The following is a 22,994-nucleotide window of genomic DNA, read 5'->3' on the forward strand; positions in this document are numbered from 1 at the left end:
ACGCGGCGCCTATGAGTTTTTCGCGAGCAAGCTCGCTCCTACAGAGTGATATTAAGGCAAGCCTGCTCCCCATGTTGATCAGCGGCTGGCCGGAAAGTCTTTGTGCAGTTGCTCCAGCAACGCATCCTTGTCTTGCCACAACCGGTTGATCCAGCCCTGGAACGCCAATCGATAGTCCCCATCCTGCTCATAATTCTTGCCGATGAACTCAGCCGGGATCTGTACTTCTTCAAAGTGCACCACCACGTCCTTCACATTGCCGCACAGCAGATCCCAATAACCTGGGCGCCCGCCGGGGTAGTGGATGGTCACATTCACCAGTGATTTGAGCTGCTCACCCATGGCGTCCAGCACAAACGCAATACCGCCCGCCTTGGGTTTAAGCAGGTAGCGAAACGGTGACTGCTGCTGCGCATGCTTGCCCGGCGTAAAGCGCGTGCCTTCGGCAAAGTTGAAAATCCCCACGGGGTTGTCGCGAAACTTCGCGCAGGTCTTGCGCGTGGTTTCCAGGTCTTTGCCTTTCTTCTCCGGGTGCTTCTCCAAATAAGCCTTGCTGTAGCGCTTCATGAAGGGAAAGCCCAGTGCCCACCACGCCAGGCCAATCACCGGTACCCAGATCAGCTCTTGCTTGAGGAAGAACTTCAGCGGGCGAATGCGCCGATTGAGCACGTACTGCAACACCATGATGTCGACCCAGCTCTGATGGTTACTGGTCACCAGGTACGAGTGCTGGTAGTCCAGGCCCTCAAGGCCGGTCAGGTGCCAGCGCGTACGCCGCACCAGGTTCATCCAGCCCTTGTTGTTGGTGACCCAGGCTTCGTGGGTGTGGTTCATCAGCCATTCGCTCAGGCGCTTGGCAAACGGCAGCGCCTTGAACAGCGCCACGATAAACAGGAACGAACACAGCAGGATCGTGTTCAGCGCCAGCAACAGCGAAGCGATCACCCCGCGCACGGCGGCAGGTAGAAAATCCAGCATTTAGATATCCATGGGTCGGTTGGCGGCTTGGATCGCCGTCAGGGCGATGGTGTACACGATGTCGTCCACCTGGGCGCCACGTGGCAGGTCATTGACCGGCTTGCGCAGGCCCTGGAGCATTGGCCCCAGGCTCACGCAATCGGCGCTGCGTTGTACGGCTTTGTGAGTAGTGTTGCCAGTGTTCAGGTCCGGGAACACAAACACGGTGGCCTTGCCTGCCACCTGGCTGTTGGGCGCCAGTTGCCGGGCGACGTTTTCGTTGGCGGCGGCGTCGTATTGCAACGGGCCGTCGATCAGCAGCGAGCTTTGTTGTTCGTGGGCGAGCAGGGTGGCTTCGCGGACTTTTTCCACTTCCTCGCCGCTGGCCGAGTCACCGCTGGAATAGCTGATCATCGCCACCCGTGGCGTGATGCCGAACGCGGCTGCCGAGTCGGCGCTTTGCAGGGCGATCTCTGCCAGTTCTGCAGCGCTTGGGTGCGGGTTCATCACGCAGTCGCCGTACACCAGCACCTGCTCGGGGAACAGCATGAAGAACACCGACGACACCAAGGTGCAGCCCGGCGCGGTCTTGATCAACTGTAACGCGGGGCGAATGGTGTTGGCGGTGGAGTGAATCACGCCGGAGACCAGGCCATCCACTTCGTCGAGGGCGAGCATCATGGTGGCGATCACCACGGTGTCTTCCAGCTGTTGCTCGGCCATGGGCGCGTTGAGGCTTTTGCTCTTGCGCAGGGCGACCATCGGCTCCACGTAGCGTTGGCGAATCAGGTCGGGGTCGAGAATCTCCAGGCCTTCGGGCAGGTCGATGCCCTGGGCACGGGCAACGGCTTCCACATCCGCAGGCTTGGCCAGCAGCACGCAACGGGCAATGCCGCGTGCCTGGCAGATCGAGGCGGCCTGTACGGTCAGCGGCTCACTGCCTTCGGGCAGCACGATACGTTTGTTGGCGGCCTGGGCACGTTGGATCAGTTGGTAACGGAACACCGCCGGCGACAGGCGCATCTCCCGTGGCGTGCCGCAACGCTGGTGCAGCCAGCGCGCATCGAGGTGGCTGGCGACGAAATCGGTGATGATTTCCGCGCGCTCGCGGTCATCGATGGGGATTTCCTTGTTGAGGCTATTGAGCTGGTTGGCGGTGTCATAGGAGCCCGTGCTCACCGACAACACCGGCAACCCGGCCTGGAAGGCGCCTCGGCACAGATCCATGATGCGCGGGTCGGGCAGGGTGTCGCTGGTCAGCAGCAGCCCGGCCAGCGGCACGCCATTGATGGCGGCCAGGCTGACGGCGAGGATGATGTCGTCGCGATCGCCGGGGGTCACCACCAACACGCCGGGCTTGAGCAGCTCGACGGTGTTACGCATGGTGCGCGCGCAAATGATGATCTTGGTCATGCGCCGGCTTTCGTAGTCACCGGCGTTGAGGATCTGCGCGCCCATCAAGTCGGCCACGTCGCGGGTGCGCGGGGCATTCAGCTCGGGTTGGTAGGGGATGCAGCCGAGCAGGCGGAAATCACCGCTGCGCAACAGCGGCGAATGCTCTTTGAGGCGCGCCGAGAAGGCTTCCATGCTTTCGTCGGTGCGTACCTTGTTGAGGATCACGCCCAGCACTTTCGGGTCTTTGGGGCCACCAAACAGTTGGGCCTGCAATTCCACGCGGCCGGAAAGCTCGGTGAGCACTTCGTTTTCCGGGGCCGAGACCAGGATCACTTCCGCGTCCAGGCTCTTGGCCAGGTGCAGGTTGACCCGTGCCGCATAGCTGGCGCTGCGGGTCGGCACCATGCCTTCGACGATCAGCACGTCTTTGCCTACGGCTGCCTGTTGGTAAAGGGTAATGATCTCTTCGAGCAGCTCATCGAGCTGGCCGTCGCCGAGCATGCGCTCTACGTGAGCCAGGCCAAGCGGCTGCGGCGGTTTCAGGCCGTGGGTGCGTGCCACCAGCTCGGTGGAGCGTTCCGGCCCGGTATCGCCCGGGTGTGGCTGAGCGATGGGTTTGAAAAAGCCGACTTTCAGGCCGGCCCGTTCCAGGGTACGCACCAGCCCAAGGCTGATGGAGGTCAGACCCACACCAAAATCGGTGGGCGCGATAAAAAAAGTCTGCATGCGAATTCTCTGGAGGTGCATGGCTTGGGTGGCGCTCTATGGGTGAGTGCCTACCGCGAATCAGGCGCCAAGGTTATCGTTATTCGTGCCCTTGCGCACACCAGCCGCACGCAAAGGCCTGGCCTATTTTTTCAAGGCGTTGCGCGGGGTCGAGCACCCAGGCGCGTGACTGCCAGGGCGGCTGGTGGCGCAGGTGCTGGGTGTGGCCGCAAGACAGCTCGGCCACCCAGTGCCCATCGTCGTCCTGATGAAAACCTGTGATCGTGACCGTTGATCGGCCCCGTCCGTCCGGGTTCCGTTCGCTTTCGGGCAAATCCTTGTTTAGACTTGTCCGTTCTTCATTCTTATGCAAAAGGTCTCGCCCCATGACGATCGCCGCTAACAAGGCTGTCTCCATCGACTATACCCTGACCAACGACGCTGGTGAGGTCATCGACAGCTCCGCCGGCGGCGCGCCGCTGGTTTACCTGCAAGGCGCAGGCAACATCATCCCGGGCCTGGAAAAGGCTCTGGAAGGCAAGGCCGTCGGTGACGAACTGACTGTCGCCGTAGAACCTGAAGATGCCTACGGCGAATACTCCGCCGAACTGGTCAGCACCTTGAGCCGCAGCATGTTCGAAGGTGTTGATGAGCTGGAAGTGGGCATGCAGTTCCACGCTTCCGCGCCGGACGGTCAAATGCAGATCGTCACCATCCGCGACCTGGACGGCGACGACGTTACCGTTGACGGCAACCACCCTCTGGCTGGCCAGCGCCTGAACTTCCAAGTGAAGATCGTGGCCATCCGCGACGCTTCCCAGGAAGAAGTGGCTCACGGCCACGTCCACGGTGAAGGCGGTCATCACCATTGATTGATGTTTTGATCAAGTGGTAGCAAGAACGCCCCGACTGGTTCGGGGCGTTTTTTTTTGCCCTGAACTCACTGTAGGAGCGAGCTTGCTCGCGAAAAACCTGAGAACCCCGCTGGGCGCCAGGCTTCCCGCGTCATCGTTAACGATCTTCGCGAGCAAGCTCGCTCCTACAGTTTTCCGGCGCACACAAAAATGCCCCGGACCTTTCGGTGCGGGGCATTTCTTAACTGTTACACAGCCTGAGCTGCGTTGCAGTTGTTACCACTTAGGCTGCAGCAGGAACGCTCAGAGCCTTGATGTGGCCATTCAGGCGGCTCTTATGGCGAGCGGCCTTGTTCTTGTGGATGATGCCTTTATCGGCCATACGGTCGATAACAGGCACAGCCAGAACGTAAGCTGCTTGAGCTTTTTCAGCGTCTTTGGTGTCGATGGCTTTGACTACATTCTTGATGTAGGTGCGAACCATGGAACGCAGGCTGGCGTTGTGGCTGCGACGCTTCTCAGCCTGTTTTGCACGTTTTTTGGCGGAAGGTGTGTTGGCCACCGTCGAGCTCCTCGAAAGACTTTTTAGGAAATAGCAAACAAAATAGGCCGCGAATCATGCCGATGACTTGACGGGTTGTCAAGGGCGGCTGATGCGAACTGCTGAGTGGTCGATCTGAAGAGGCGGGTGATTTATTTCCGGCGCTTGACCTGTAAACTCGCGAGCTTTGGCTCTGTGCTGTTGCAGGCGCGCAGTATCGCATAAGTGGGCGCGTAGTTCGCCTGCTCTTTATCTATAGGCGCAAACTCTTTCAATGAATCTGCTCAAATCGTTGGCTGCCGTCAGCTCTATCACGATGATTTCCCGGGTTTTGGGGTTCGTGCGTGACACCCTGCTGGCCCGCATCTTTGGCGCCAGCATGGCCACGGATGCGTTCTTTATTGCCTTTAAACTGCCCAACCTGTTGCGGCGGATCTTCGCCGAAGGCGCATTTTCCCAGGCGTTCGTGCCGATCCTGGCCGAATACAAGACCCAGCATGGCGAGGAGGCGACTCGTACGTTCATCGCCTACGTCTCGGGTTTGCTGACCCTGGTGCTGATGCTGGTAACCATCGTGGGAATGCTCGCCGCGCCCTGGGTGATCTGGGCCACGGCGCCTGGTTTTGCCAATACGCCGGAAAAGTTCGCGCTCACCACTGATCTGCTGCGCGTGACCTTTCCTTATATATTGCTGATCTCCCTGTCGTCCCTGGCCGGCGCGATCCTCAATACCTGGAACCGGTTCTCGGTGCCGGCCTTCGTGCCGACCTTGCTGAACGTCAGCATGATTATTTTTGCGCTGTTCCTCACACCGTACTTCGACCCGCCCGTCATGGCCCTGGGCTGGGCGGTGCTGGCCGGCGGCCTGGCACAGTTGCTGTACCAACTGCCCCACCTGAAAAAAATCGGCATGCTCGTACTGCCGCGCCTGAACCTCAAGGACACTGGCGTGTGGCGCGTCATGCGCAACATGCTACCGGCGATTCTCGGGGTGTCGGTCAGCCAGATCTCCCTGATCATCAACACCGCGTTCGCCTCGTTGCTGGTATCCGGCTCGGTGTCGTGGATGTACTACGCCGACCGCCTGATGGAATTGCCATCCGGTGTGCTGGGTGTGGCGTTGGGCACTATCCTGCTGCCGACCCTGGCGCGTACCTACGCCAGCAAGGATCGCCAGGAATATTCGCGCATCCTCGATTGGGGCCTGCGCCTGTGCTTTTTGCTGGTGCTGCCGTGCGCCCTGGCGCTGGGCATCCTCGCCGAACCGTTGACGGTCTCGCTGTTTCAGTACGGGCAGTTCGACGCCCATGACGCCTTGATGACCCAGCATGCGCTGGTCGCCTACTCTGTCGGCCTGCTCGGCATTATCGTGATCAAGGTGCTGGCGCCGGGCTTCTACGCCCAGCAAAACATCCGCACCCCGGTGAAAATCGCGATTTTTACCCTGGTCGTGACGCAATTGCTCAACCTGGTGTTTATCGGCCCGCTGGCCCACGCCGGCCTGGCCTTGGCGATCAGCGCAGGTGCATGCATAAACGCAGGCCTGCTGTTTTACCAATTGCGTAAACAACAGATGTATCAACCACAGCCAGGCTGGGGCGTGTTTGCGCTCAAGCTGCTGGTGGCGGTCGCCGCGATGTCGGTTGTGCTGTTTGGCCTGATGCACATCATGCCGGCCTGGGGCCAAGGCAATATGCTGGAGCGCTTCATGCGCCTGGGTGTATTGGTCGTGGCGGGCGTGGTGGTGTACTTCGGGATGTTGCTGTTGCAGGGTTTTCGCCTGCGCGATTTCAATCGCAAGTCGTTGGGATAGCGAGTTTGCCGCGATAAAACGATTGTTTTATCGATTCGACCCATTTGGCCTGCGCTGTTGCCTGTCGTCCGGGGCTGGGTGTGGTTATAATCGACCACTTTATGAGCAAGAAGCGCGTTATGCAGCTGGTTCGAGGTCTCCACAACCTGCGCCCCGAGCACCGGGGCTGCGTCGCCACTATTGGCAACTTTGACGGTGTTCACCGTGGCCACCAGGCTATCCTGGCTCGGCTGCGTGAGCGTGCGGTCGAGTTGGGCGTGCCCAGCTGCGTGGTGATTTTTGAGCCGCAACCGCGGGAGTTCTTTACCCCGCAAACCGCGCCGGCCCGCTTGGCGCGCTTGCGGGACAAGCTGCAGCTGTTGGCGGAAGAGGGCGTGGACCGTGTCCTCTGCCTGGCTTTCAACCAGCGTTTGCGCAGCCTCAGCGCCGCCGAGTTCGTCGACCGCATCCTGGTGGATGGCCTGGGCGTGCAGCACCTGGAGGTCGGCGACGACTTCCATTTCGGTTGCGACCGGGTCGGGGATTTCGATTTCCTGCAGCATGCCGGTGTCAATCAGGGTTTCACTGTCGAAGCCGCGCAAACCGTCGAACTGGACGGCCTGCGTGTGAGCAGCACCCAGGTGCGTAACGCCCTGGCCGCCGCCGACTTCGACCTGGCCGAGCGTTTGCTCGGTCGCCCGTTCCGCATTGCCGGGCGGGTACTGCACGGCCAGAAGCTGGCGCGCCAACTGGGCACGCCAACCGCCAACGTGCAACTCAAGCGCCGTCGTGTGCCGCTGACCGGGGTTTACCTGGTGAGCGTCGACATCGATGGCCAATCGTGGCCAGGAGTCGCCAATATAGGCGTCAGGCCCACGGTTGCAGGTGATGGCAAGGCCCACCTGGAAGTTCACCTTTTGGATTTTGCCGGTGATTTATACGACCGGCGTTTGACGGTGGTTTTCCACCAGAAGCTGCGTGAAGAGCAGCGTTTCGCCTCCCTTGAGGCGTTGAAAACGGCGATCAATGCGGATGTCGCCGCCGCCCGTGCACTAGCCGCACCTAGCGCCCATCGCTAACCGAAGAGCCTTAAATGACCGACTATAAAGCCACGCTAAACCTTCCGGACACCGCCTTCCCAATGAAGGCCGGCCTGCCACAGCGCGAACCGCAGATCCTGCAGCGCTGGGACAGTATTGGCCTGTACGGAAAGTTGCGCGAAATTGGCAAGGATCGTCCGAAATTCGTCCTGCACGACGGCCCTCCTTATGCCAACGGCACGATTCACATCGGTCATGCGCTGAACAAGATTCTCAAGGACATGATCCTGCGCTCCAAGACCCTGTCGGGCTTTGACGCGCCGTATGTCCCGGGTTGGGACTGCCACGGCCTGCCGATCGAACACAAAGTCGAAGTGACCTACGGCAAGAACCTGGGCGCGGACAAGACCCGCGAACTGTGCCGCGCCTACGCCGCCGAACAGATCGAAGGGCAGAAATCCGAGTTCATCCGCCTGGGTGTGCTGGGCGAGTGGGACAACCCTTACAAAACCATGAGTTTCAAGAACGAGGCCGGTGAAATCCGTGCCTTGGCCGAAATCGTCAAGGGCGGTTTCGTGTTCAAGGGCCTCAAGCCCGTGAACTGGTGCTTTGACTGCGGTTCGGCCCTGGCCGAAGCGGAAGTGGAGTACGAAGACAAGAAGTCCTCGACCATCGACGTGGCCTTCCCGATCGCCGACGACGCCAAGCTGGCCGAGGCGTTCGGCCTGGCAAGCCTGGCCAAGCCGGCCGCCATCGTGATCTGGACCACCACCCCGTGGACCATCCCGGCCAACCAGGCGCTGAACGTGCACCCGGAATTCACCTACGCCCTGGTGGACGTTGGTGATCGCCTGCTGGTGCTGGCCGAAGAAATGGTCGAGTCGTGCCTGGCGCGTTACGAGCTGCAAGGTTCGGTAATCGCCACCACCACCGGTTCTGCGCTGGAGCTGATCAACTTCCGTCACCCGTTCTATGACCGTCTGTCGCCGGTGTACCTGGCTGACTACGTCGAGCTGGGGTCGGGTACTGGCATTGTTCACTGCTCGCCTGCCTATGGTGTGGACGACTTCGTGATCTGCAAGAAGTACGGCATGGTCAACGATGACATCATCAACCCGGTGCAGAGCAACGGCGTATACGTGCCTTCGCTCGAGTTCTTCGGTGGCCAGTTCATCTTCAAGGCCGACCAACCGATCATCGAAAAGCTGCGTGAAGTCGGTGCGCTGATGCAAACCGCCACCATCCAGCACAGCTACATGCATTGCTGGCGTCATAAGACCCCGCTGATCTACCGCGCTACGGCGCAGTGGTTTATCGGCATGGACAAAGAGCCGACCAGCGGCGACACCCTGCGCGTACGTTCGCTCAAGGCCATCGAAGACACCACGTTCGTTCCGGCCTGGGGCCAGGCGCGCCTGCACTCGATGATCGCCAACCGTCCTGACTGGTGCATCTCCCGCCAGCGTAACTGGGGCGTGCCGATCCCGTTCTTCCTGAACAAGGAAAGCGGCGAGCTGCACCCACGCACCGTCGAGTTGATGGAAGTCGTGGCCCAGCGCGTTGAGCAAGAAGGCATCGAAGCCTGGTTCAAGCTGGACGCCGCCGAGCTGCTGGGCGACGAAGCGCCGCTGTACGACAAGATCAGCGACACCCTGGATGTGTGGTTCGATTCGGGCACCACTCACTGGCACGTGCTGCGTGGCTCGCACCCGATGGGTCACGAGACCGGCCCGCGCGCCGACCTGTACCTGGAAGGTTCGGACCAACACCGTGGCTGGTTCCACTCGTCATTGCTGACCGGTTGCGCCATCGACAATCACGCGCCGTACCGCGAGCTGCTGACCCACGGCTTCACCGTCGACGAGACGGGCCGCAAGATGTCCAAGTCGCTGAAGAACGTGATCGAACCGAAAAAGATCAACGACACCTTGGGCGCCGACATCATGCGCCTATGGGTGGCCTCCACCGATTACTCGGGTGAAATCGCCGTGTCGGACCAGATCCTGGCCCGCAGCGCCGACGCCTACCGTCGTATCCGCAATACCGCGCGCTTCCTGCTGTCGAACCTGACCGGTTTCAACCCGGCCACCGACCTGCTGCCGGCCGAAGACATGCTCGCCCTGGACCGTTGGGCCGTGGACCGTACCCTGTTGCTGCAGCGCGAGCTGCAAGAGCACTACGGCGAATACCGCTTCTGGAACGTCTACTCCAAGATCCACAACTTCTGCGTGCAGGAGCTGGGCGGTTTCTACCTCGACATCATCAAGGACCGTCAGTACACCACCGGCGCCAACAGCAAGGCGCGCCGTTCGGCGCAGACCGCGCTGTACCACATCAGCGAAGCGCTGGTGCGCTGGATCGCACCGATCCTGGCGTTCACCGCCGACGAGCTGTGGGAATACCTGCCGGGCGAGCGTAACGAGTCCGTCATGCTCAACACCTGGTACGAAGGCTTGACCGAACTGCCGGCCGACTTCGAACTGGGCCGCGAGTACTGGGCAGGCGTCATGGCCGTCAAGGTTGCAGTGAACAAGGAGCTGGAAGTCCAACGTGCGGCCAAGGCCGTGGGTGGCAACCTGCAAGCCGAAGTCACCCTGTTTGCCGAAGATGGCCTGACCGCCGACCTGGCCAAGCTGAGCAACGAGCTGCGCTTCGTGCTGATCACCTCCACCGCGAGCCTGGCACCTTTCGCCCAGGCCCCGGCAGATGCCGTGGTCACCGAGGTGCCGGGCCTGAAGCTCAAAGTGGTGAAGTCGGCCTTCCCTAAATGCGCCCGTTGCTGGCACTGCCGTGAAGATGTGGGTGTGAACCCTGAGCACCCGGAAATCTGTGGTCGTTGTGTCGACAACATCAGCGGTGAAGGCGAGGTTCGCCACTATGCCTAATGCAGCCAGTCGTTTCGGACGTCTGGGCTGGCTCGTACTGAGCCTGCTGGTGCTGGTCATTGACCAGGTCAGCAAGGCTCACTTCGAAGGCTCCCTGGAAATGTTCCAGCAAATCGTGGTGATCCCGGATTACTTCAGCTGGACCCTGGCCTACAACACTGGCGCCGCCTTCAGCTTTCTGGCTGACGGCGGTGGCTGGCAGCGCTGGCTGTTCGCTGTGATCGCCGTGGTGGTGAGTGCCGTGCTGGTGGTGTGGCTAAAGCGCCTGGGCCGCGACGACACTTGGCTGGCCATCGCGCTGGCGCTGGTGTTGGGCGGCGCGCTGGGTAACCTGTATGACCGCATCGCCCTGGGCCATGTGATCGACTTTATCCTGGTGCATTGGCAGAACCGCTACTACTTCCCGGCGTTCAACTTTGCCGACAGCGCCATCACCGTTGGTGCAATCATGCTGGCGCTGGATATGTTCAAGAGCAAGAAAACCGGAGAAACCGTCAATGACTGATCAGGTATTGGCTGAGCAACGCATCGGCCAGAACACGGAAGTCACTTTGCATTTCGCATTGCGCCTGGAGAATGGCGACACGGTAGACAGCACTTTCGATAAGGCCCCGGCAACCTTCAAGGTGGGCGACGGTAACCTGCTGCCTGGTTTTGAAGCAGCATTGTTCGGGTTCAAGGCGGGCGACAAGCGCAACCTGCAGATCCTGCCGGAAAACGCCTTCGGCCAGCCCAACCCGCAAAACGTGCAGATCATCCCGCGTTCGCAGTTCGAAGGCATGGACCTGTCGGAAGGTTTGCTGGTGATCTTCAATGATGCGGCCAATACCGAATTGCCCGGAGTGGTTAAAGCCTTCGATGATGCGCAAGTGACCATCGACTTTAACCATCCGTTGGCCGGTAAAACCTTGACGTTTGATGTTGAAATCATCGACGTTAAAGCGCTCTAACTGACGAAACCGGTTCCTGTGGGGCTGGCTTGTGTGGGAGCTGGCTTGCCTGCGATAGCATCACCTCGGTGTACCTGATACATCGAGTCGTTTGCATCGCGGGCAAGCCCGCTCCCACAGACGCTTATTCTATAGAGCTGAGTTGATCCAATTTCTTGGCCTGCAAGGCACGAGGCACAGCATGCAAATCAAACTCGCCAACCCCCGTGGCTTCTGCGCTGGCGTGGACCGGGCGATCGAAATCGTCAACCGCGCCCTGGAAGTCTTCGGGCCGCCGATTTACGTGCGCCACGAAGTCGTGCATAACAAATTCGTGGTCGAAGACCTTCGCGCACGCGGTGCGATCTTTGTCGAAGAACTCGACCAGGTCCCCGACGACGTTATCGTCATCTTCAGTGCCCATGGCGTATCCCAGGCCGTGCGTACCGAAGCGGCTGGCCGTGGCCTTAAGGTGTTCGATGCCACCTGCCCGCTGGTGACCAAGGTGCACATCGAAGTAGCGCGTTATAGCCGCGACGGCCGCGAATGCATCCTGATCGGCCATGCCGGTCACCCGGAAGTCGAAGGCACCATGGGCCAGTACGATGCCAGCAACGGCGGCGCCATCTACCTGGTGGAAGACGAAAAAGACGTTGCCAACCTGCAGGTGCACAACCCTGATCGCCTGGCTTTCGTCACCCAGACCACCTTGTCCATGGACGATACCAGTCGCGTCATCGACGCCCTGCGCACGCGTTTCCCGGCCATTGGCGGCCCCCGCAAGGATGACATCTGCTACGCCACGCAAAACCGCCAGGATGCGGTCAAGCAACTGGCGAATGAATGCGATGTGGTACTAGTAGTCGGCAGCCCTAACAGTTCCAACTCCAACCGCTTGCGCGAGCTGGCCGAACGCATGGCCACACCGGCGTACCTGATCGACGGCGCCGAAGACATGCAGCGCAGCTGGTTCGACGGTGTCGAGCGTATCGGCATCACGGCGGGTGCCTCCGCTCCGGAAGTGCTGGTGCGCGGCGTGATCCAACAGTTGCAGGCCTGGGGTGCCACCGGCGCCGATGAGCTGGCGGGTCGTGAAGAAAACATCACGTTCTCGATGCCCAAGGAGCTGCGGGTCCGCTCGCTGCTCTGACGGCCAGGGTGCTGGAATAACCTCGGCATAGTGCCTGTTCGGTCTTGTCACTGCGCAGGCTGATGCGCCCGCTGGGGGCCAGCACGATCTGATACAGGCTCTGTGCATGGGCCTTGTCACACACGTGCACGGTGCCGGCACGAAATCCCCCGCCGGCGAACACCGGCTCCCCCAGGCCGCTGAAGCGCACTTGGCTCGTCACCGGGCCATTACCGGCGACCGGCACGCGCCCACTGCCCTCACGCTCCAGCAATACTGGGTTGTCGTCATCCAGGTGGCCGCGCCCACTCACATCCAGTATCACGCGCCATCCCAGGCTCCAGTCCTCACTCTTTGCATGAATCACCACCGCCCGGTTGCGCGCGATGGCCTCGGTACGTGCGTAGCGCAGCCCGGAGGCAAGTGATTGGGCAACGTTTTGTCGTTGCTGTGATTCAAGCAAACCCTTGAAACCAGGTACGGCCAGTTGTGCGAGAAAACTGGTGACGATCAGCCCCAGCAGCATTTCAATCAGGGTGAATCCTCGTTGTTTCATGTGCGTTCCCTCCTTGGGCACGAGTGGGTTTTCTAGGTATAGCGCTTGGTCCTTGGCCCTGGATGATGGCCTTTATGTCCAAAGTATTTCCCTTTATTCCGGGAGCAGCGCGGCTCGAAAACCGACGCTAGTCTTGGGTCGCACAGCAGGCTTTGCCTGCTTTTTTAACCGGCCTTCGACATGGATGAGGACGCAAATGCCAGCCTGCCAGAACCGATTTTTCCTGCGCGCTGCGCGCTCGCGCCAGTCCGGCATGACGCTGGTCGAAGTGCTGGTAGCGCTGTTGATTTTGGCGATCGGCCTGATGGGCGCTGCGGTGCTGCAACTCAACGCGCTCAAGTACACCAACAGCGCGAGGATGACCAGCCAAGCGAGCTTTATTGCCTACGACATGCTCGACCGTATTCGCACCAATGCTGGCGCGGATTACACATGGGGCAGGGCAGAGCTGGCACCACCCAACACTGCCACCGCCAGCGTGCGTGACCTGGACCTGCACGATTTCGAAGCCAATATCATGGGTTTTGCCGGCGAGGATGCCAAAGGTTCAGTGGTGGTGAACGGGCACGAGGTCACCATCAGCATCAGTTGGGCGGATGCCCGGGCAGCAAACCGCCCAGGGGCGCGGGAAACCTTCACCCTGACCAGTCGTATCAGCAATGAACAAGGAGTGTCGCAATGAAGCGTGTTGTGCGAGGTTTCAGCCTGGTGGAAGTGCTGCTGGCGCTCGCCGTCGGGTTGGTTTTGATACTTGGAGCGAGCCAGATACTGGTCAGTGCGCGGTTGACCCATGCCAGCCAGCAGGCCGCCATGGTGCTGCAGGATGATGCGCGGTTTGTGCTGAGCAAGATCACCCAGGATATTCGCCAGGCAGGCATGCTGGGGTGTTTGGCCGTGGCCGCTATCGATAATGCTCCAGCTGCCTTTGATCGGCCGATAAGCTGGGAAGGGGCGGGGAGTGCGAAGTCGCTGACGCTGGTGACCGCGAATGTCGGCGATGGCGTCGGCAAGCCCGACTGGACGGTGCTCTCCGACTGCAAGGCGGTGGCCCGGGCTTATGCCGGCACACCACCCCTTGTCGAACCCGGCCAGCTTCGCTTTGGCATACGTCAACTTACCTACACCTACGAATCGGGTCAGTTGAAGATCAGTACTCCGGCAGCACCGGCCAGGGCGGTATTGATGGATAACGTACGGGCATTCGATGTCAGCTTCGGCATGGCGGCGACCTCGGCATCAACGGGTGTGGTGCGCTACGACAGCCATCCCGCCGATGAGTCGCTGATACGTAGCGTGCGCATCCTCATGACCCTTCAAGACCCCGCTGGGCGGGTGAAGGACCAGACCTACAGTGTCGTGGCGGCACTGCGGAATCGGCTGGGGTAGGGGCAATGACCATGCAGGGTGGTATTCGTGTACGGCAGGCTGGGATGGTGCTGCTGATCAGTCTGGTGTTTCTGTTGGTGCTGTCGCAGGTGGGGCTGTCTTCGATACAGGCTGCGGTCTCCCAGCAAAAAGTCGCGAGCAGCCTGTGGCATGGCAATCAATCGTTTCAAGCTGCCGAAAGCGGGCTGAGGTGGGGAGAGTCGGCCGTGCAAAGGGCTGGCCAGACGATGCCTGTCTGTCACTCGATCACCCGCTGTGCGCCGCCTGCTGAAGCTTTTTCCTTGACGGCGGCCGGGACGAACCCTGTTTCGGCGGTCACCTGGCTTGCGTTGAAGGATGGGTTTTATGGCATTCAATCCCTCGGGGAGGGTGAAGGGCTGGCTCATTTGCCGCCCCGTTCCCCGGCCTCGCTTTTTCGTGTCACCTCGGTCGGGCTCGCGGGGCAATCGCGCACGGTGCTGGAGACGGTCTATGCACGGGTGGAGGAGGGCGGCCGTGTCAGGTTTCGACGGGTCTTATGGCGGCAACTTCAATAAGGAGCAATCGGATGGGCAAGGAGAGCCAGGGTTTTACCCTGATGGAGTTACTGATCGTCGTGGCGATCATCGCGTTGCTGGCCGGGATTGCGTATCCCGGGTACCTCGGGCAGGTAAAAAAGGTGTACCGGGCGCAGATCGTCGCGTTGTTGAGCGAACAAGCCCAGCATCTGGAGCGTTCTTACACGAGGAATGGCACTTTTATTGATGCGGGCGACGTCAGCGCGGGCAATGATCACTATAGAATCAGTGTCGTCCTGAACCCCCAGGATTTTGACCTGCTCGCCACACCTGCTACGGACTCGGTCATGGCGAACGACGCGTGCGCAGCCTTCAGCTTGACCAGCACTGGTAAGCGCAGCAACCCGGGAGCGGTGCCTGAAATGTCGCCCAAGGTCTGCTGGGGGCAAGGATGAGCGTACTTGAAACGTGGGCGCCGGGCGCGCCTTTCCCTGTTTATCGGCTGGATCAAATGATGGCTAAGCAACAGCAAGTGGTGATTGTCGGCGGCGGAGTAATCGGGCTGTTGACGGCGTACAACCTCGCCAGTGAGGGCCAGGCGGTCACGCTGCTGGAGCGCGGTGGGCTTGGGCAGGAATCTTCCTGGGCGGGCGGTGGGATTGTTTCGCCGTTGTATCCGTGGCGCTATAGCCAGGCGGTCACGGCCTTGGCCCATTGGTCCCAGGATTTTTACCCGCAACTGGCGCAACGGCTGTTTGCAGCCACAGGCGTCGACCCAGAGGTACATACCACCGGTTTGTATTGGCTCGACCTGGATGACGAAGCGGATGCACTGGCCTGGGCTGCCCGTGAAGGGCGGCCGTTGAGCAAAGTGGACGTGTCGGCGGCCCATGACGCGGTGCCGGTGCTGGGGGGCGGCTACGCCCAGGCGATCTACATGGCCGACGTGGCCAACGTTCGCAACCCGCGCCTGGTCAAATCACTGAAGGCGGCGCTGCTGGCGTTGCCGAACGTGACGATTTACGAGCAATGCGATGTGTCGGGCTTTGTGCTCGGCGACGACAGGGTGGTGGGTGTGAATACCGCTACCGGCCAGGTTTTGGGAGATCAGGTGGTGCTTGCGGCCGGGGCCTGGAGCGGGCAGTTGCTGGGTACGCTGGGCTTGGGGCTGCCCGTGGAGCCGGTCAAGGGCCAAATGATCCTGTACAAATGCGCGTCCGACTTTTTATCCAGTATGGTCCTGGCCAAGGGGCGCTATGCGATCCCGCGGCGGGATGGGCACATCCTGATCGGCAGCACGTTGGAGCATGAAGGATTCGACAAGACGCCAACCGACATCGCGCTGGAAAGCCTCAAGGCGTCTGCGGTGGAACTGATTCCCGCCTTGGCGGACGCCGAGGTAGTCGGGCATTGGGCCGGTTTGCGGCCTGGCTCACCCGAAGGTATACCGTTTATCGGTGAGGTCCCTGGCTTCAAGGGGTTGTGGCTCAATTGCGGGCATTACCGCAATGGCCTGGTACTCGCACCAGCCTCTTGCCAGTTGTTCGCCGACTTGCTGCTGGCGCGGGCTCCGATCATCGATCCAGCGCCTTACGCCCCCGCAGGTCGCCTCAACGCTGGATAGACTTTGGCCCTTGTTCCAGGTGCGCCTGGGTGCAGTACCATTGCTGGCGTGAGCTCAGTGCGCGGTCCTGCGGCAGGTGCACGCCGCAGTGGGCGCAACGCACCATCAGGGCCGCATCCGGCTCGGCAGGCCGTTGCTGACGGGCGGCAGGGTTTTTGAATTTGCGCCAGAACCATACCGCGGCGGCAATGACGGCAATCCAGAACAGTAGACGAAGCATGATGGGCATTTCTCGACAAGGAATGCGCCAGTTTAGCCAAGGTGATCACGGCCGCACAGGGCAATAAATACTCGCTCATAAAAAAGGGAGCTCCTTGAGAGCTCCCTTTTTGCGTTGCGTCGAACAATCAGTCGAACACACCGAAGGTCATGTAGCTGAACCACGAACGGTCCTGGTTATCGCCCAGGGCTTGCGGCTCTTCTTCTTCGATCACATCGCCGTTCTCGTCGTGCGGCTTGAGCTCCGAAGGAATGGCGTCCTTGGCGTCCTGGTACATCTTGATCACGTCCTGGTTGGCGCGGGTTTCACCCGGCGGGAGCGGTGGACGGGACTCGATCAGGCCCAGGGTGTATTTGCTCAGCCACGAACGGTTGTCCGCTTCGGCAACCTGAGGCACGAACTGGCCGTCCTTCAGGCTCGGGTGGTCAGGGTAGTTGAGCTTCAGGGTTTCCAGGCTGGTGGTCGCCAGGGTGTCCAGGTGCAGGCGCTGGTAAGCCTCGGTCATCACGGCCAGGCCGTCGCCCACGGATGGGGTTTCCTGGAAGTTTTCCACCACGTAGCGGCCACGGTTGGCGGCGGCCACATAAGCCTGACGGGTCAGGTAGTAGTGGGCCACGTGGATCTCGTACGAAGCCAGCAGGTTGCGCAGGTAGATCATGCGCTGCTTGGCGTCCGGCGCGTAGCGGCTGTTGGGGTAGCGGCTGGTCAGCTGGGCGAACTCGTTGTAGGAGTCGCGGGCAGCACCCGGGTCGCGCTTGGTCATGTCCAGCGGCAGGAAGCGCGCCAGCAGGCCAACATCCTGGTCGAACGAGGTCAGGCCCTTCATGTAGTAGGCGTAGTCCACGTTCGGGTGCTGCGGGTGCAGGCGGATGAAACGCTCGGCAGCGGACTTGGCAGCTTCCGGCTCGGCGTTCTTGTAGTTGGCGTAGATCAGCTCAAGCTGGGCCTGGTCGGCATAGCGGCCGAACGGGTAACGCGACTCCAATGCCTTCAGCTTCGCTGTGGCGCTGGTGAAGCTATTATTGTCCAAGTCTGTCTGAGCTTGCTGGTACAGCTCGACTTCGCTCAGGTTTTCGTCGACGACGTCCTTTGTTGACGAGCAAGCAGCAGTCATGGCGAGGATGGCGATCAGCAGCAGGTGTTTCACTTGCATGGCGGCTTGCGTCCCTATGACGGCCGCTGTCTTGGGCGGGGCCGTCCTGTTATGATGAGCGCCCCGTTGAAAGCCTCGGGGCAAAAGACGCCGTATTTAACCACAAGCGCGCAGCCGAAACCAAAGGCTACGCCACGCCTAGTCTGAGCATGTCCGATAAAATTGAACTTCGCGCAGAGGTGCCGTCCGAATTGGGCGGCCAACGCCTCGATCAAGTCGCCGCACAATTATTCGCTGAGCACTCGCGCTCGCGCCTTTCCGCCTGGATCAAAGACGGCCGCCTGACTGTGGATGGAGCGGTTATCCGCCCGCGAGACATAGTCCATGGCGGTGCGATTCTTGAGCTGACTGCCGAGCAGGAAGCCCAGGGAGAATGGGTCGCCCAGGACATCGAGCTGGATATCGTCTATGAAGACGACGACATCCTGGTCATCAACAAACCCGCAGGCCTGGTGGTTCACCCGGCCGCCGGGCACGCTGATGGCACCTTGCTCAATGCCCTGTTGCACCACGTGCCGGACATCATCAATGTGCCGCGCTGCGGCATCGTGCACCGTCTGGACAAGGACACCACCGGCCTTATGGTGGTAGCCAAGACCATTCAGGCGCAGACGCAACTGGTTACGCAATTGCAGAGCCGTAGCGTCAGCCGCATCTATGAGTGCATTGTGATCGGCGTTGTTGTGGCCGGTGGCAAGATCAACGCACCCATTGGTCGTCACGGCCAGCAGCGCCAGCGTATGGCGGTGATGGAGGGCGGCAAGCAAGCCGTCAGCCACTACCGTGTGCTGGAGCGTTTCCGCTCCCACACCCATGTGCGGGTCAAGCTGGAAACCGGCCGTACCCACCAGATCCGCGTGCACATGGCGCACATCAACTTCCCGTTGGTCGGCGATCCGGCCTACGGTGGTCGCTTCCGTATTCCGCCAGCGGCCAGCCAGACCATGGTTGAATCGCTCAAGACGTTCCCGCGCCAGGCACTGCATGCACGCTTCCTGGAACTGGACCATCCGACGAGCGGTAAGCGCATGAGCTGGGAATCGCCACTGCCGGACGATCTGGTCTGGCTGCTGTCGCTGCTCAAGCAGGATCGCGAGGCGTTTGTCGGATGAGTGACTGGCTGATACCTGACTGGCCCGCGCCGGCTCGGGTAAAAGCCTGCGTCACCACCCGTGCGGGCGGCGTCAGCCTGGCGCCGTTCGACAGCCTCAACCTGGGCGATCATGTCGAGGACAGCCTTGAGGCCGTCCTTGAAAATCGCCGTCGCCTGAGTGACGCCTTCGATATCCAGCCTGCCTGGCTGCGCCAAGTCCACGGCACGCACGTGGTTGAGGCCAATCCGAGCCGTACTGTCGAGGCCGATGGCAGTTGGACCAGCACTCCTGGCATCGCCTGTACATCCATGACCGCCGATTGCTTGCCGGCGCTGTTCTGTAATCGAGCGGGCAGCCGAGTTGCCGCAGCCCATGCCGGTTGGCGTGGCTTGGCGGCTGGTGTGCTGGAAGCCGCGTTCGAACGCCTGGATACCGCCCCTGAAGAGGTTCTGGTCTGGCTCGGCCCTGCCATTGGCCCACAAGCCTTTGAGGTCGGCCCGGAAGTGCGTGAAGCATTCATGCAGCAACTGCCGGCCACCGCCCAAGCCTTTGTTCCCAGCCACAACCCTGGCAAGTTCATGGCCGACATCTACCAGCTGGCGCGCCTGCGCCTGGCAGCGTGTGGTGTCACCGCTGTGTATGGTGGCGGTTTGTGCACTGTGACCGACCCGCGTTTCTTTTCTTATCGCCGCAGCCCGCGTACGGGCCGATTCGCCTCCCTTATCTGGCTTGAACGCTAGACTGTCCTGACCTGTATCAACCGTCCGCCGCTTGAAACGCCCAGAATCCACCCCATCTATAAGGGTATCTGGCAGGTTTCTTCATTCAGGATGTGTTTGTTCATAGCTCCGGCCTGCTCAAAAGGAAGGTGACTAATGCGTATTGATCGTTTAACCAGCAAATTGCAGTTGGCCTTGTCTGACTCTCAATCCTTGGCGGTGGGCCTCGACCACCCGGCCATCGAGCCTGCGCACTTGATGCAGGCGCTCTTGGAACAGCAAGGTGGTTCTATCAAACCCTTGCTGATGCAGGTGGGCTTTGACGTCAACAGCCTGCGCAAGGAGTTGAGCAAAGAGCTCGACCAACTGCCGAAAATCCAGAACCCCACCGGCGACGTGAATATGTCCCAGGATCTGGCGCGCCTGCTCAACCAGGCCGACCGCCTGGCACAGCAGAAAGGTGACCAGTTCATCTCCAGCGAACTGGTGTTGCTCGCCGCCATGGACGACAACAGCAAACTCGGCAAATTGTTGCTCGGCCAGGGCGTGAGCAAGAAAGCCCTGGAAAACGCCATCAACAACCTGCGTGGCGGCGAAGCGGTGAACGACCCCAACCACGAGGAGTCTCGCCAGGCCCTGGACAAATACACCGTCGACCTGACCAAGCGTGCCGAAGAAGGCAAGCTGGACCCGGTGATCGGCCGTGACGACGAGATTCGTCGCACCATCCAGGTGTTGCAACGTCGCACCAAGAACAACCCGGTGCTGATCGGTGAACCTGGCGTGGGTAAAACCGCGATTGCCGAGGGCCTGGCCCAGCGCATCATTAATGGTGAGGTGCCGGACGGCCTCAAGGGCAAGCGCCTGCTGTCTCTGGACATGGGCTCGCTGATTGCCGGTGCCAAGTTCCGGGGTGAGTTCGAAGAGCGCCTCAAATCCTTGCTTAACGAATTGTCGAAGCAGGAAGGGCAGATCATTCTGTTTATCGACGAATTGCACACCATGGTCGGCGCCGGTAAGGGCGAAGGCTCCATGGACGCCGGCAATATGCTCAAGCCCGCCTTGGCGCGGGGTGAGCTGCACTGCGTCGGTGCGACCACGCTCAACGAATACCGTCAGTACATCGAAAAGGACGCGGCCCTTGAGCGTCGCTTCCAGAAAGTCCTGGTGGAAGAACCGAGCGAAGAAGACACCATCGCGATCCTGCGTGGCCTGAAAGAGCGCTATGAGGTTCACCATAAGGTGGCGATCACCGACGGTGCGATCATTGCGGCGGCCAAGTTGAGCCACCGCTATATCACTGATCGTCAGTTGCCGGACAAGGCTATCGACCTGATCGACGAAGCGGCCAGCCGCATCCGCATGGAGATCGACTCCAAGCCGGAAGTGCTGGATCGTTTGGATCGACGCCTGATTCAACTGAAAGTCGAATCCCAGGCGCTGAAGAAAGAAGAAGACGAAGCGGCCAAGAAACGCCTGGAAAAACTCCAGGAAGAAATCGTCCGCCTGGAACGTGAGTATTCGGACCTCGAAGAAATCTGGACCTCGGAAAAAGCCGAAGTACAGGGTTCGGCGCAGATCCAGCAAAAAATCGAGCAGTCCCGCCAGGAACTGGAAGCCGCGCGCCGTAAAGGCGACCTGAACCGCATGGCCGAGTTGCAGTACGGGGTGATCCCGGACCTGGAGCGCAGCCTGCAGATGGTCGACCAGCACGGCAAGCCTGAAAACCAGTTGCTGCGCAGCAAGGTGACCGAGGAAGAGATCGCCGAAGTGGTCTCCAAGTGGACCGGTATTCCGGTGTCGAAGATGCTCGAAGGCGAGCGCGACAAGTTGCTGAAGATGGAAAGCCTGTTGCATCAGCGCGTCATCGGCCAGGAAGAGGCAGTGGTGGCGGTGTCCAACGCGGTACGGCGTTCCCGGGCAGGCTTGTCCGACCCTAACCGTCCAAGCGGCTCGTTCATGTTCCTGGGCCCGACCGGTGTGGGTAAGACCGAGTTGTGCAAGGCGTTGGCCGAGTTCCTCTTTGATACGGAAGAGGCCATGGTGCGGATCGATATGTCCGAATTCATGGAGAAACACTCGGTGGCTCGCCTGATCGGTGCTCCACCAGGCTATGTGGGCTATGAAGAGGGCGGTTATCTGACCGAAGCCGTGCGGCGCAAGCCTTACTCGGTGATCCTGCTGGATGAGGTCGAGAAGGCGCACCCGGATGTGTTCAACATCTTGCTGCAGGTGCTGGAGGATGGTCGCTTGACGGACAGCCACGGGCGTACGGTGGACTTCCGTAATACAGTGATCGTGATGACCTCCAACCTGGGCTCGGCACAGATCCAGGAATTGGTGGGTGATCGTGAAGCCCAGCGTGCGGCGGTGATGGACGCGTTGACCACGCACTTCCGTCCGGAATTCATCAACCGGGTCGATGAAGTGGTGATCTTCGAGCCTCTGGCGCGGGATCAGATCGCGGGCATTACCGAGATCCAGTTGGGCCGCCTGCGTAGCCGCCTGGCTGAGCGCGAGCTGGACCTGGAGCTGAGCGGCGAAGCGTTGGATAAGCTGATCGCGGTCGGTTACGACCCAGTGTATGGCGCACGGCCACTTAAACGTGCGATCCAGCGCTGGATCGAGAACCCGCTGGCGCAGTTGATCCTGTCGGGCAGCTTTATGCCTGGTACTCGCGTCACGGCCACGGTGAAAGACGACGAAATCGTCTTCCATTAAGCCCAGCGCTTGGCGTAAACAAAGAAGGCCCCGCATTGCGGGGCCTTTTTTTTCGATAGGGCGTTGAACTGTAAGGCAAAGGCTTGTAAAGTGCGCCCCGCAGCAACGTCAGCCCACGGGTTTCTTCTCCCCAAGAAGAAATCAGAAAGAAGCGCAAATCATTGTCTTAAAAGCAATTTAAAGGGTTGACAGGGGTTTTTAAGATTGTAGAATAGCGCGCCTCAGAGACGCTAACGTAGCGATACGGACAGGGTCGAAGAGGAAGCAACACAGCAGTAACTTTGAAATATGTAGTTCCGTGATAGCTCAGTCGGTAGAGCAAATGACTGTTAATCATTGGGTCCCAGGTTCGAGTCCTGGTCACGGAGCCAATTTCAAACCGGGGTATAGCGCAGTCCGGTAGCGCGCCTGCTTTGGGAGCAGGATGTCGGGAGTTCGAATCCCCCTACCCCGACCATATTTGGGTCGTTAGCTCAGTTGGTAGAGCAGTTGGCTTTTAACCAATTGGTCGTAGGTTCGAATCCCACACGACCCACCATTTTCAAAGCGGATGTGTGTTAAGTAGGGCGGAGTTGAGCAGTATCTACTCGATCGACATGCAGCCGTCTGCGGCAAACAGTAGTTTTGTTGTCGCATGATGTCAATGTGCAACGGCTTTTCGTTGCACATGCCGGGGTATAGCGCAGTCCGGTAGCGCGCCTGCTTTGGGAGCAGGATGTCGGGAGTTCGAATCCCCCTACCCCGACCATTTCCGCTGAAAAAGACGCCTTTTAGGCGTCTTTTTTTTGCCTTTTTTT

Annotated in this window: 22 protein-coding genes, 4 tRNA genes and 1 pseudogene; 19 read left to right on the forward strand and 8 right to left on the reverse strand. The window is 60.3% G+C overall.

Translation table 11 applies throughout. The features are described 5' to 3' along the window. Positions 1-78: 78 nt before the first annotated feature. The 3 genes from yihG to ACWHXD_RS03830 all read right to left on the reverse strand — a co-directional run bounded on the left by yihG (position 79) and on the right by ACWHXD_RS03830 (position 3,445). The gene (yihG, locus tag ACWHXD_RS03820; RefSeq protein WP_138761265.1) at positions 79-978 is read right to left on the reverse strand and encodes a 1-acylglycerol-3-phosphate O-acyltransferase, YihG family; all 900 of its coding nucleotides are present in this window, start codon (positions 976-978) and stop codon (positions 79-81) included. Further along, a complete protein-coding gene (gene pta, locus ACWHXD_RS03825) occupies positions 979-3,078 on the reverse strand; it encodes a phosphate acetyltransferase (RefSeq protein ID WP_138761266.1) in 2,100 nt (699 codons plus the stop codon). It abuts the gene before it with no gap. 79 nt (positions 3,079-3,157) lie between these two features. Then, positions 3,158-3,445, reverse strand: coding sequence for a DUF3565 domain-containing protein (locus ACWHXD_RS03830; protein ID WP_102666761.1), 288 nt, complete (start codon positions 3,443-3,445; stop codon positions 3,158-3,160). Between ACWHXD_RS03830 and ACWHXD_RS03835 the strand changes: the two genes are divergently transcribed. Continuing rightward, entirely contained in the window at positions 3,444-3,929 is a 486-nt protein-coding gene (locus ACWHXD_RS03835) for an FKBP-type peptidyl-prolyl cis-trans isomerase (RefSeq protein WP_003171645.1), read from the forward strand. The genes ACWHXD_RS03830 and ACWHXD_RS03835 overlap by 2 nt on opposite strands. 69 nt (positions 3,930-3,998) lie before the next feature. On the opposite strand, the pseudogene ACWHXD_RS03840 reads toward ACWHXD_RS03835, so the two are convergent. Both ACWHXD_RS03840 and rpsT read right to left on the reverse strand, forming a co-directional pair. After that, a pseudogene (locus tag ACWHXD_RS03840) lies at positions 3,999-4,088 on the reverse strand (outer membrane lipoprotein carrier protein LolA); the annotation flags it as partial. Positions 4,089-4,194: 106 nt separating this feature from the next. After that, the gene (gene rpsT / locus ACWHXD_RS03845; RefSeq protein WP_003188401.1) at positions 4,195-4,473 is read right to left on the reverse strand and encodes a 30S ribosomal protein S20; all 279 of its coding nucleotides are present in this window, start codon (positions 4,471-4,473) and stop codon (positions 4,195-4,197) included. A 253-nt stretch (positions 4,474-4,726) separates the two neighbouring features. Between rpsT and murJ the strand changes: the two genes are divergently transcribed. The 6 genes from murJ (at position 4,727) to ispH (ending at position 12,248) form a co-directional block, all read left to right on the forward strand. Then, entirely contained in the window at positions 4,727-6,265 is a 1,539-nt protein-coding gene (gene murJ / locus ACWHXD_RS03850) for a murein biosynthesis integral membrane protein MurJ (RefSeq protein WP_032893640.1), read from the forward strand. Between the two features lie 119 nt (positions 6,266-6,384). After that, positions 6,385-7,323 (forward strand): bifunctional riboflavin kinase/FAD synthetase, encoded by a 939-nt coding sequence (gene ribF, locus ACWHXD_RS03855; RefSeq protein WP_057701670.1) that lies wholly within the window; start codon positions 6,385-6,387, stop codon positions 7,321-7,323. A gap of 14 nt (positions 7,324-7,337) precedes the next feature. Then, positions 7,338-10,169, forward strand: a complete 2,832-nt coding sequence (gene ileS, locus ACWHXD_RS03860; protein WP_138761267.1) for an isoleucine--tRNA ligase — start codon at positions 7,338-7,340, stop codon at positions 10,167-10,169. Continuing rightward, the gene (gene lspA, locus ACWHXD_RS03865; RefSeq protein WP_044270796.1) at positions 10,162-10,674 is read left to right on the forward strand and encodes a signal peptidase II; all 513 of its coding nucleotides are present in this window, start codon (positions 10,162-10,164) and stop codon (positions 10,672-10,674) included. Before ileS ends, lspA begins: the two co-directional genes overlap by 8 nt. Positions 10,675-10,681: 7 nt before the next feature. Continuing rightward, positions 10,682-11,119, forward strand: coding sequence for an FKBP-type peptidyl-prolyl cis-trans isomerase (locus ACWHXD_RS03870; RefSeq protein WP_169855857.1), 438 nt, complete (start codon positions 10,682-10,684; stop codon positions 11,117-11,119). Positions 11,120-11,300: 181 nt separating this feature from the next. After that, positions 11,301-12,248: a 4-hydroxy-3-methylbut-2-enyl diphosphate reductase gene (gene ispH / locus ACWHXD_RS03875; RefSeq protein WP_032893637.1), complete on the forward strand. Its 948-nt coding sequence runs from the start codon at positions 11,301-11,303 to the stop codon at positions 12,246-12,248. On the opposite strand, the gene ACWHXD_RS03880 is transcribed toward ispH, so the two are convergent. Next, a complete protein-coding gene (locus tag ACWHXD_RS03880; protein WP_138761268.1) occupies positions 12,202-12,783 on the reverse strand; it encodes a GspH/FimT family pseudopilin in 582 nt (193 codons plus the stop codon). The genes ispH and ACWHXD_RS03880 overlap by 47 nt on opposite strands. A 196-nt stretch (positions 12,784-12,979) precedes the next feature. Between ACWHXD_RS03880 and pilV the strand changes: the two genes are divergently transcribed. The 5 genes from pilV to thiO are packed head-to-tail and all read left to right on the forward strand — an operon-like array spanning position 12,980 to position 16,290. Next, positions 12,980-13,465 carry a type IV pilus modification protein PilV gene (gene pilV / locus ACWHXD_RS03885; RefSeq protein ID WP_138761269.1) on the forward strand — a complete coding sequence of 162 codons (486 nt, stop codon included), beginning with the start codon at positions 12,980-12,982 and terminating at the stop codon, positions 13,463-13,465. Continuing rightward, the gene (locus tag ACWHXD_RS03890; RefSeq protein ID WP_138761270.1) at positions 13,462-14,169 is read left to right on the forward strand and encodes a PilW family protein; all 708 of its coding nucleotides are present in this window, start codon (positions 13,462-13,464) and stop codon (positions 14,167-14,169) included. Before pilV ends, ACWHXD_RS03890 begins: the two co-directional genes overlap by 4 nt. Positions 14,170-14,174: 5 nt before the next feature. Then, positions 14,175-14,705, forward strand: coding sequence for a pilus assembly PilX family protein (locus ACWHXD_RS03895; RefSeq protein ID WP_138761271.1), 531 nt, complete (start codon positions 14,175-14,177; stop codon positions 14,703-14,705). A gap of 11 nt (positions 14,706-14,716) precedes the next feature. Further along, positions 14,717-15,121, forward strand: a complete 405-nt coding sequence (locus ACWHXD_RS03900) for a type IV pilin protein (RefSeq protein WP_138761272.1) — start codon at positions 14,717-14,719, stop codon at positions 15,119-15,121. A gap of 59 nt (positions 15,122-15,180) precedes the next feature. Further along, positions 15,181-16,290 carry a glycine oxidase ThiO gene (gene thiO / locus ACWHXD_RS03905; RefSeq protein WP_098949607.1) on the forward strand — a complete coding sequence of 370 codons (1,110 nt, stop codon included), beginning with the start codon at positions 15,181-15,183 and terminating at the stop codon, positions 16,288-16,290. Here thiO and ACWHXD_RS03910 read toward each other — a convergent pair. Both ACWHXD_RS03910 and ACWHXD_RS03915 read right to left on the reverse strand, forming a co-directional pair. Next, positions 16,277-16,510 (reverse strand): PP0621 family protein, encoded by a 234-nt coding sequence (locus ACWHXD_RS03910; protein WP_032897621.1) that lies wholly within the window; start codon positions 16,508-16,510, stop codon positions 16,277-16,279. The two genes, thiO and ACWHXD_RS03910, sit on opposite strands and share 14 nt — an antisense overlap. 127 nt (positions 16,511-16,637) lie before the next feature. Further along, positions 16,638-17,663: an outer membrane protein assembly factor BamD gene (locus tag ACWHXD_RS03915; RefSeq protein ID WP_032893630.1), complete on the reverse strand. Its 1,026-nt coding sequence runs from the start codon at positions 17,661-17,663 to the stop codon at positions 16,638-16,640. Positions 17,664-17,812: 149 nt separating this feature from the next. Here ACWHXD_RS03915 and rluD point away from each other — a divergent pair, with 149 nt between their 5' ends. From rluD to ACWHXD_RS03950, 7 genes are all read left to right on the forward strand, one after another. Continuing rightward, positions 17,813-18,775: a 23S rRNA pseudouridine(1911/1915/1917) synthase RluD gene (rluD, locus tag ACWHXD_RS03920; protein WP_003188422.1), complete on the forward strand. Its 963-nt coding sequence runs from the start codon at positions 17,813-17,815 to the stop codon at positions 18,773-18,775. Further along, entirely contained in the window at positions 18,772-19,497 is a 726-nt protein-coding gene (gene pgeF, locus ACWHXD_RS03925) for a peptidoglycan editing factor PgeF (protein WP_138761274.1), read from the forward strand. Before rluD ends, pgeF begins: the two co-directional genes overlap by 4 nt. A 135-nt stretch (positions 19,498-19,632) precedes the next feature. Continuing rightward, complete coding sequence (gene clpB, locus ACWHXD_RS03930; protein WP_003188426.1) at positions 19,633-22,197, forward strand: ATP-dependent chaperone ClpB; 2,565 nt, start codon at positions 19,633-19,635, stop codon at positions 22,195-22,197. Positions 22,198-22,492: 295 nt separating this feature from the next. Beyond that, positions 22,493-22,568: transfer RNA gene (locus ACWHXD_RS03935), tRNA-Asn, on the forward strand. 9 nt (positions 22,569-22,577) lie between these two features. After that, positions 22,578-22,654 (forward strand) — tRNA-Pro (locus ACWHXD_RS03940). Between the two features lie 5 nt (positions 22,655-22,659). Next, positions 22,660-22,735: transfer RNA gene (locus ACWHXD_RS03945), tRNA-Lys, on the forward strand. Between the two features lie 133 nt (positions 22,736-22,868). Continuing rightward, a tRNA-Pro gene (locus ACWHXD_RS03950) sits at positions 22,869-22,945 on the forward strand. The last annotated feature ends 49 nt before the right edge of the window (positions 22,946-22,994 follow it).

The organism is Pseudomonas fjordensis (assembly GCF_976987115.1).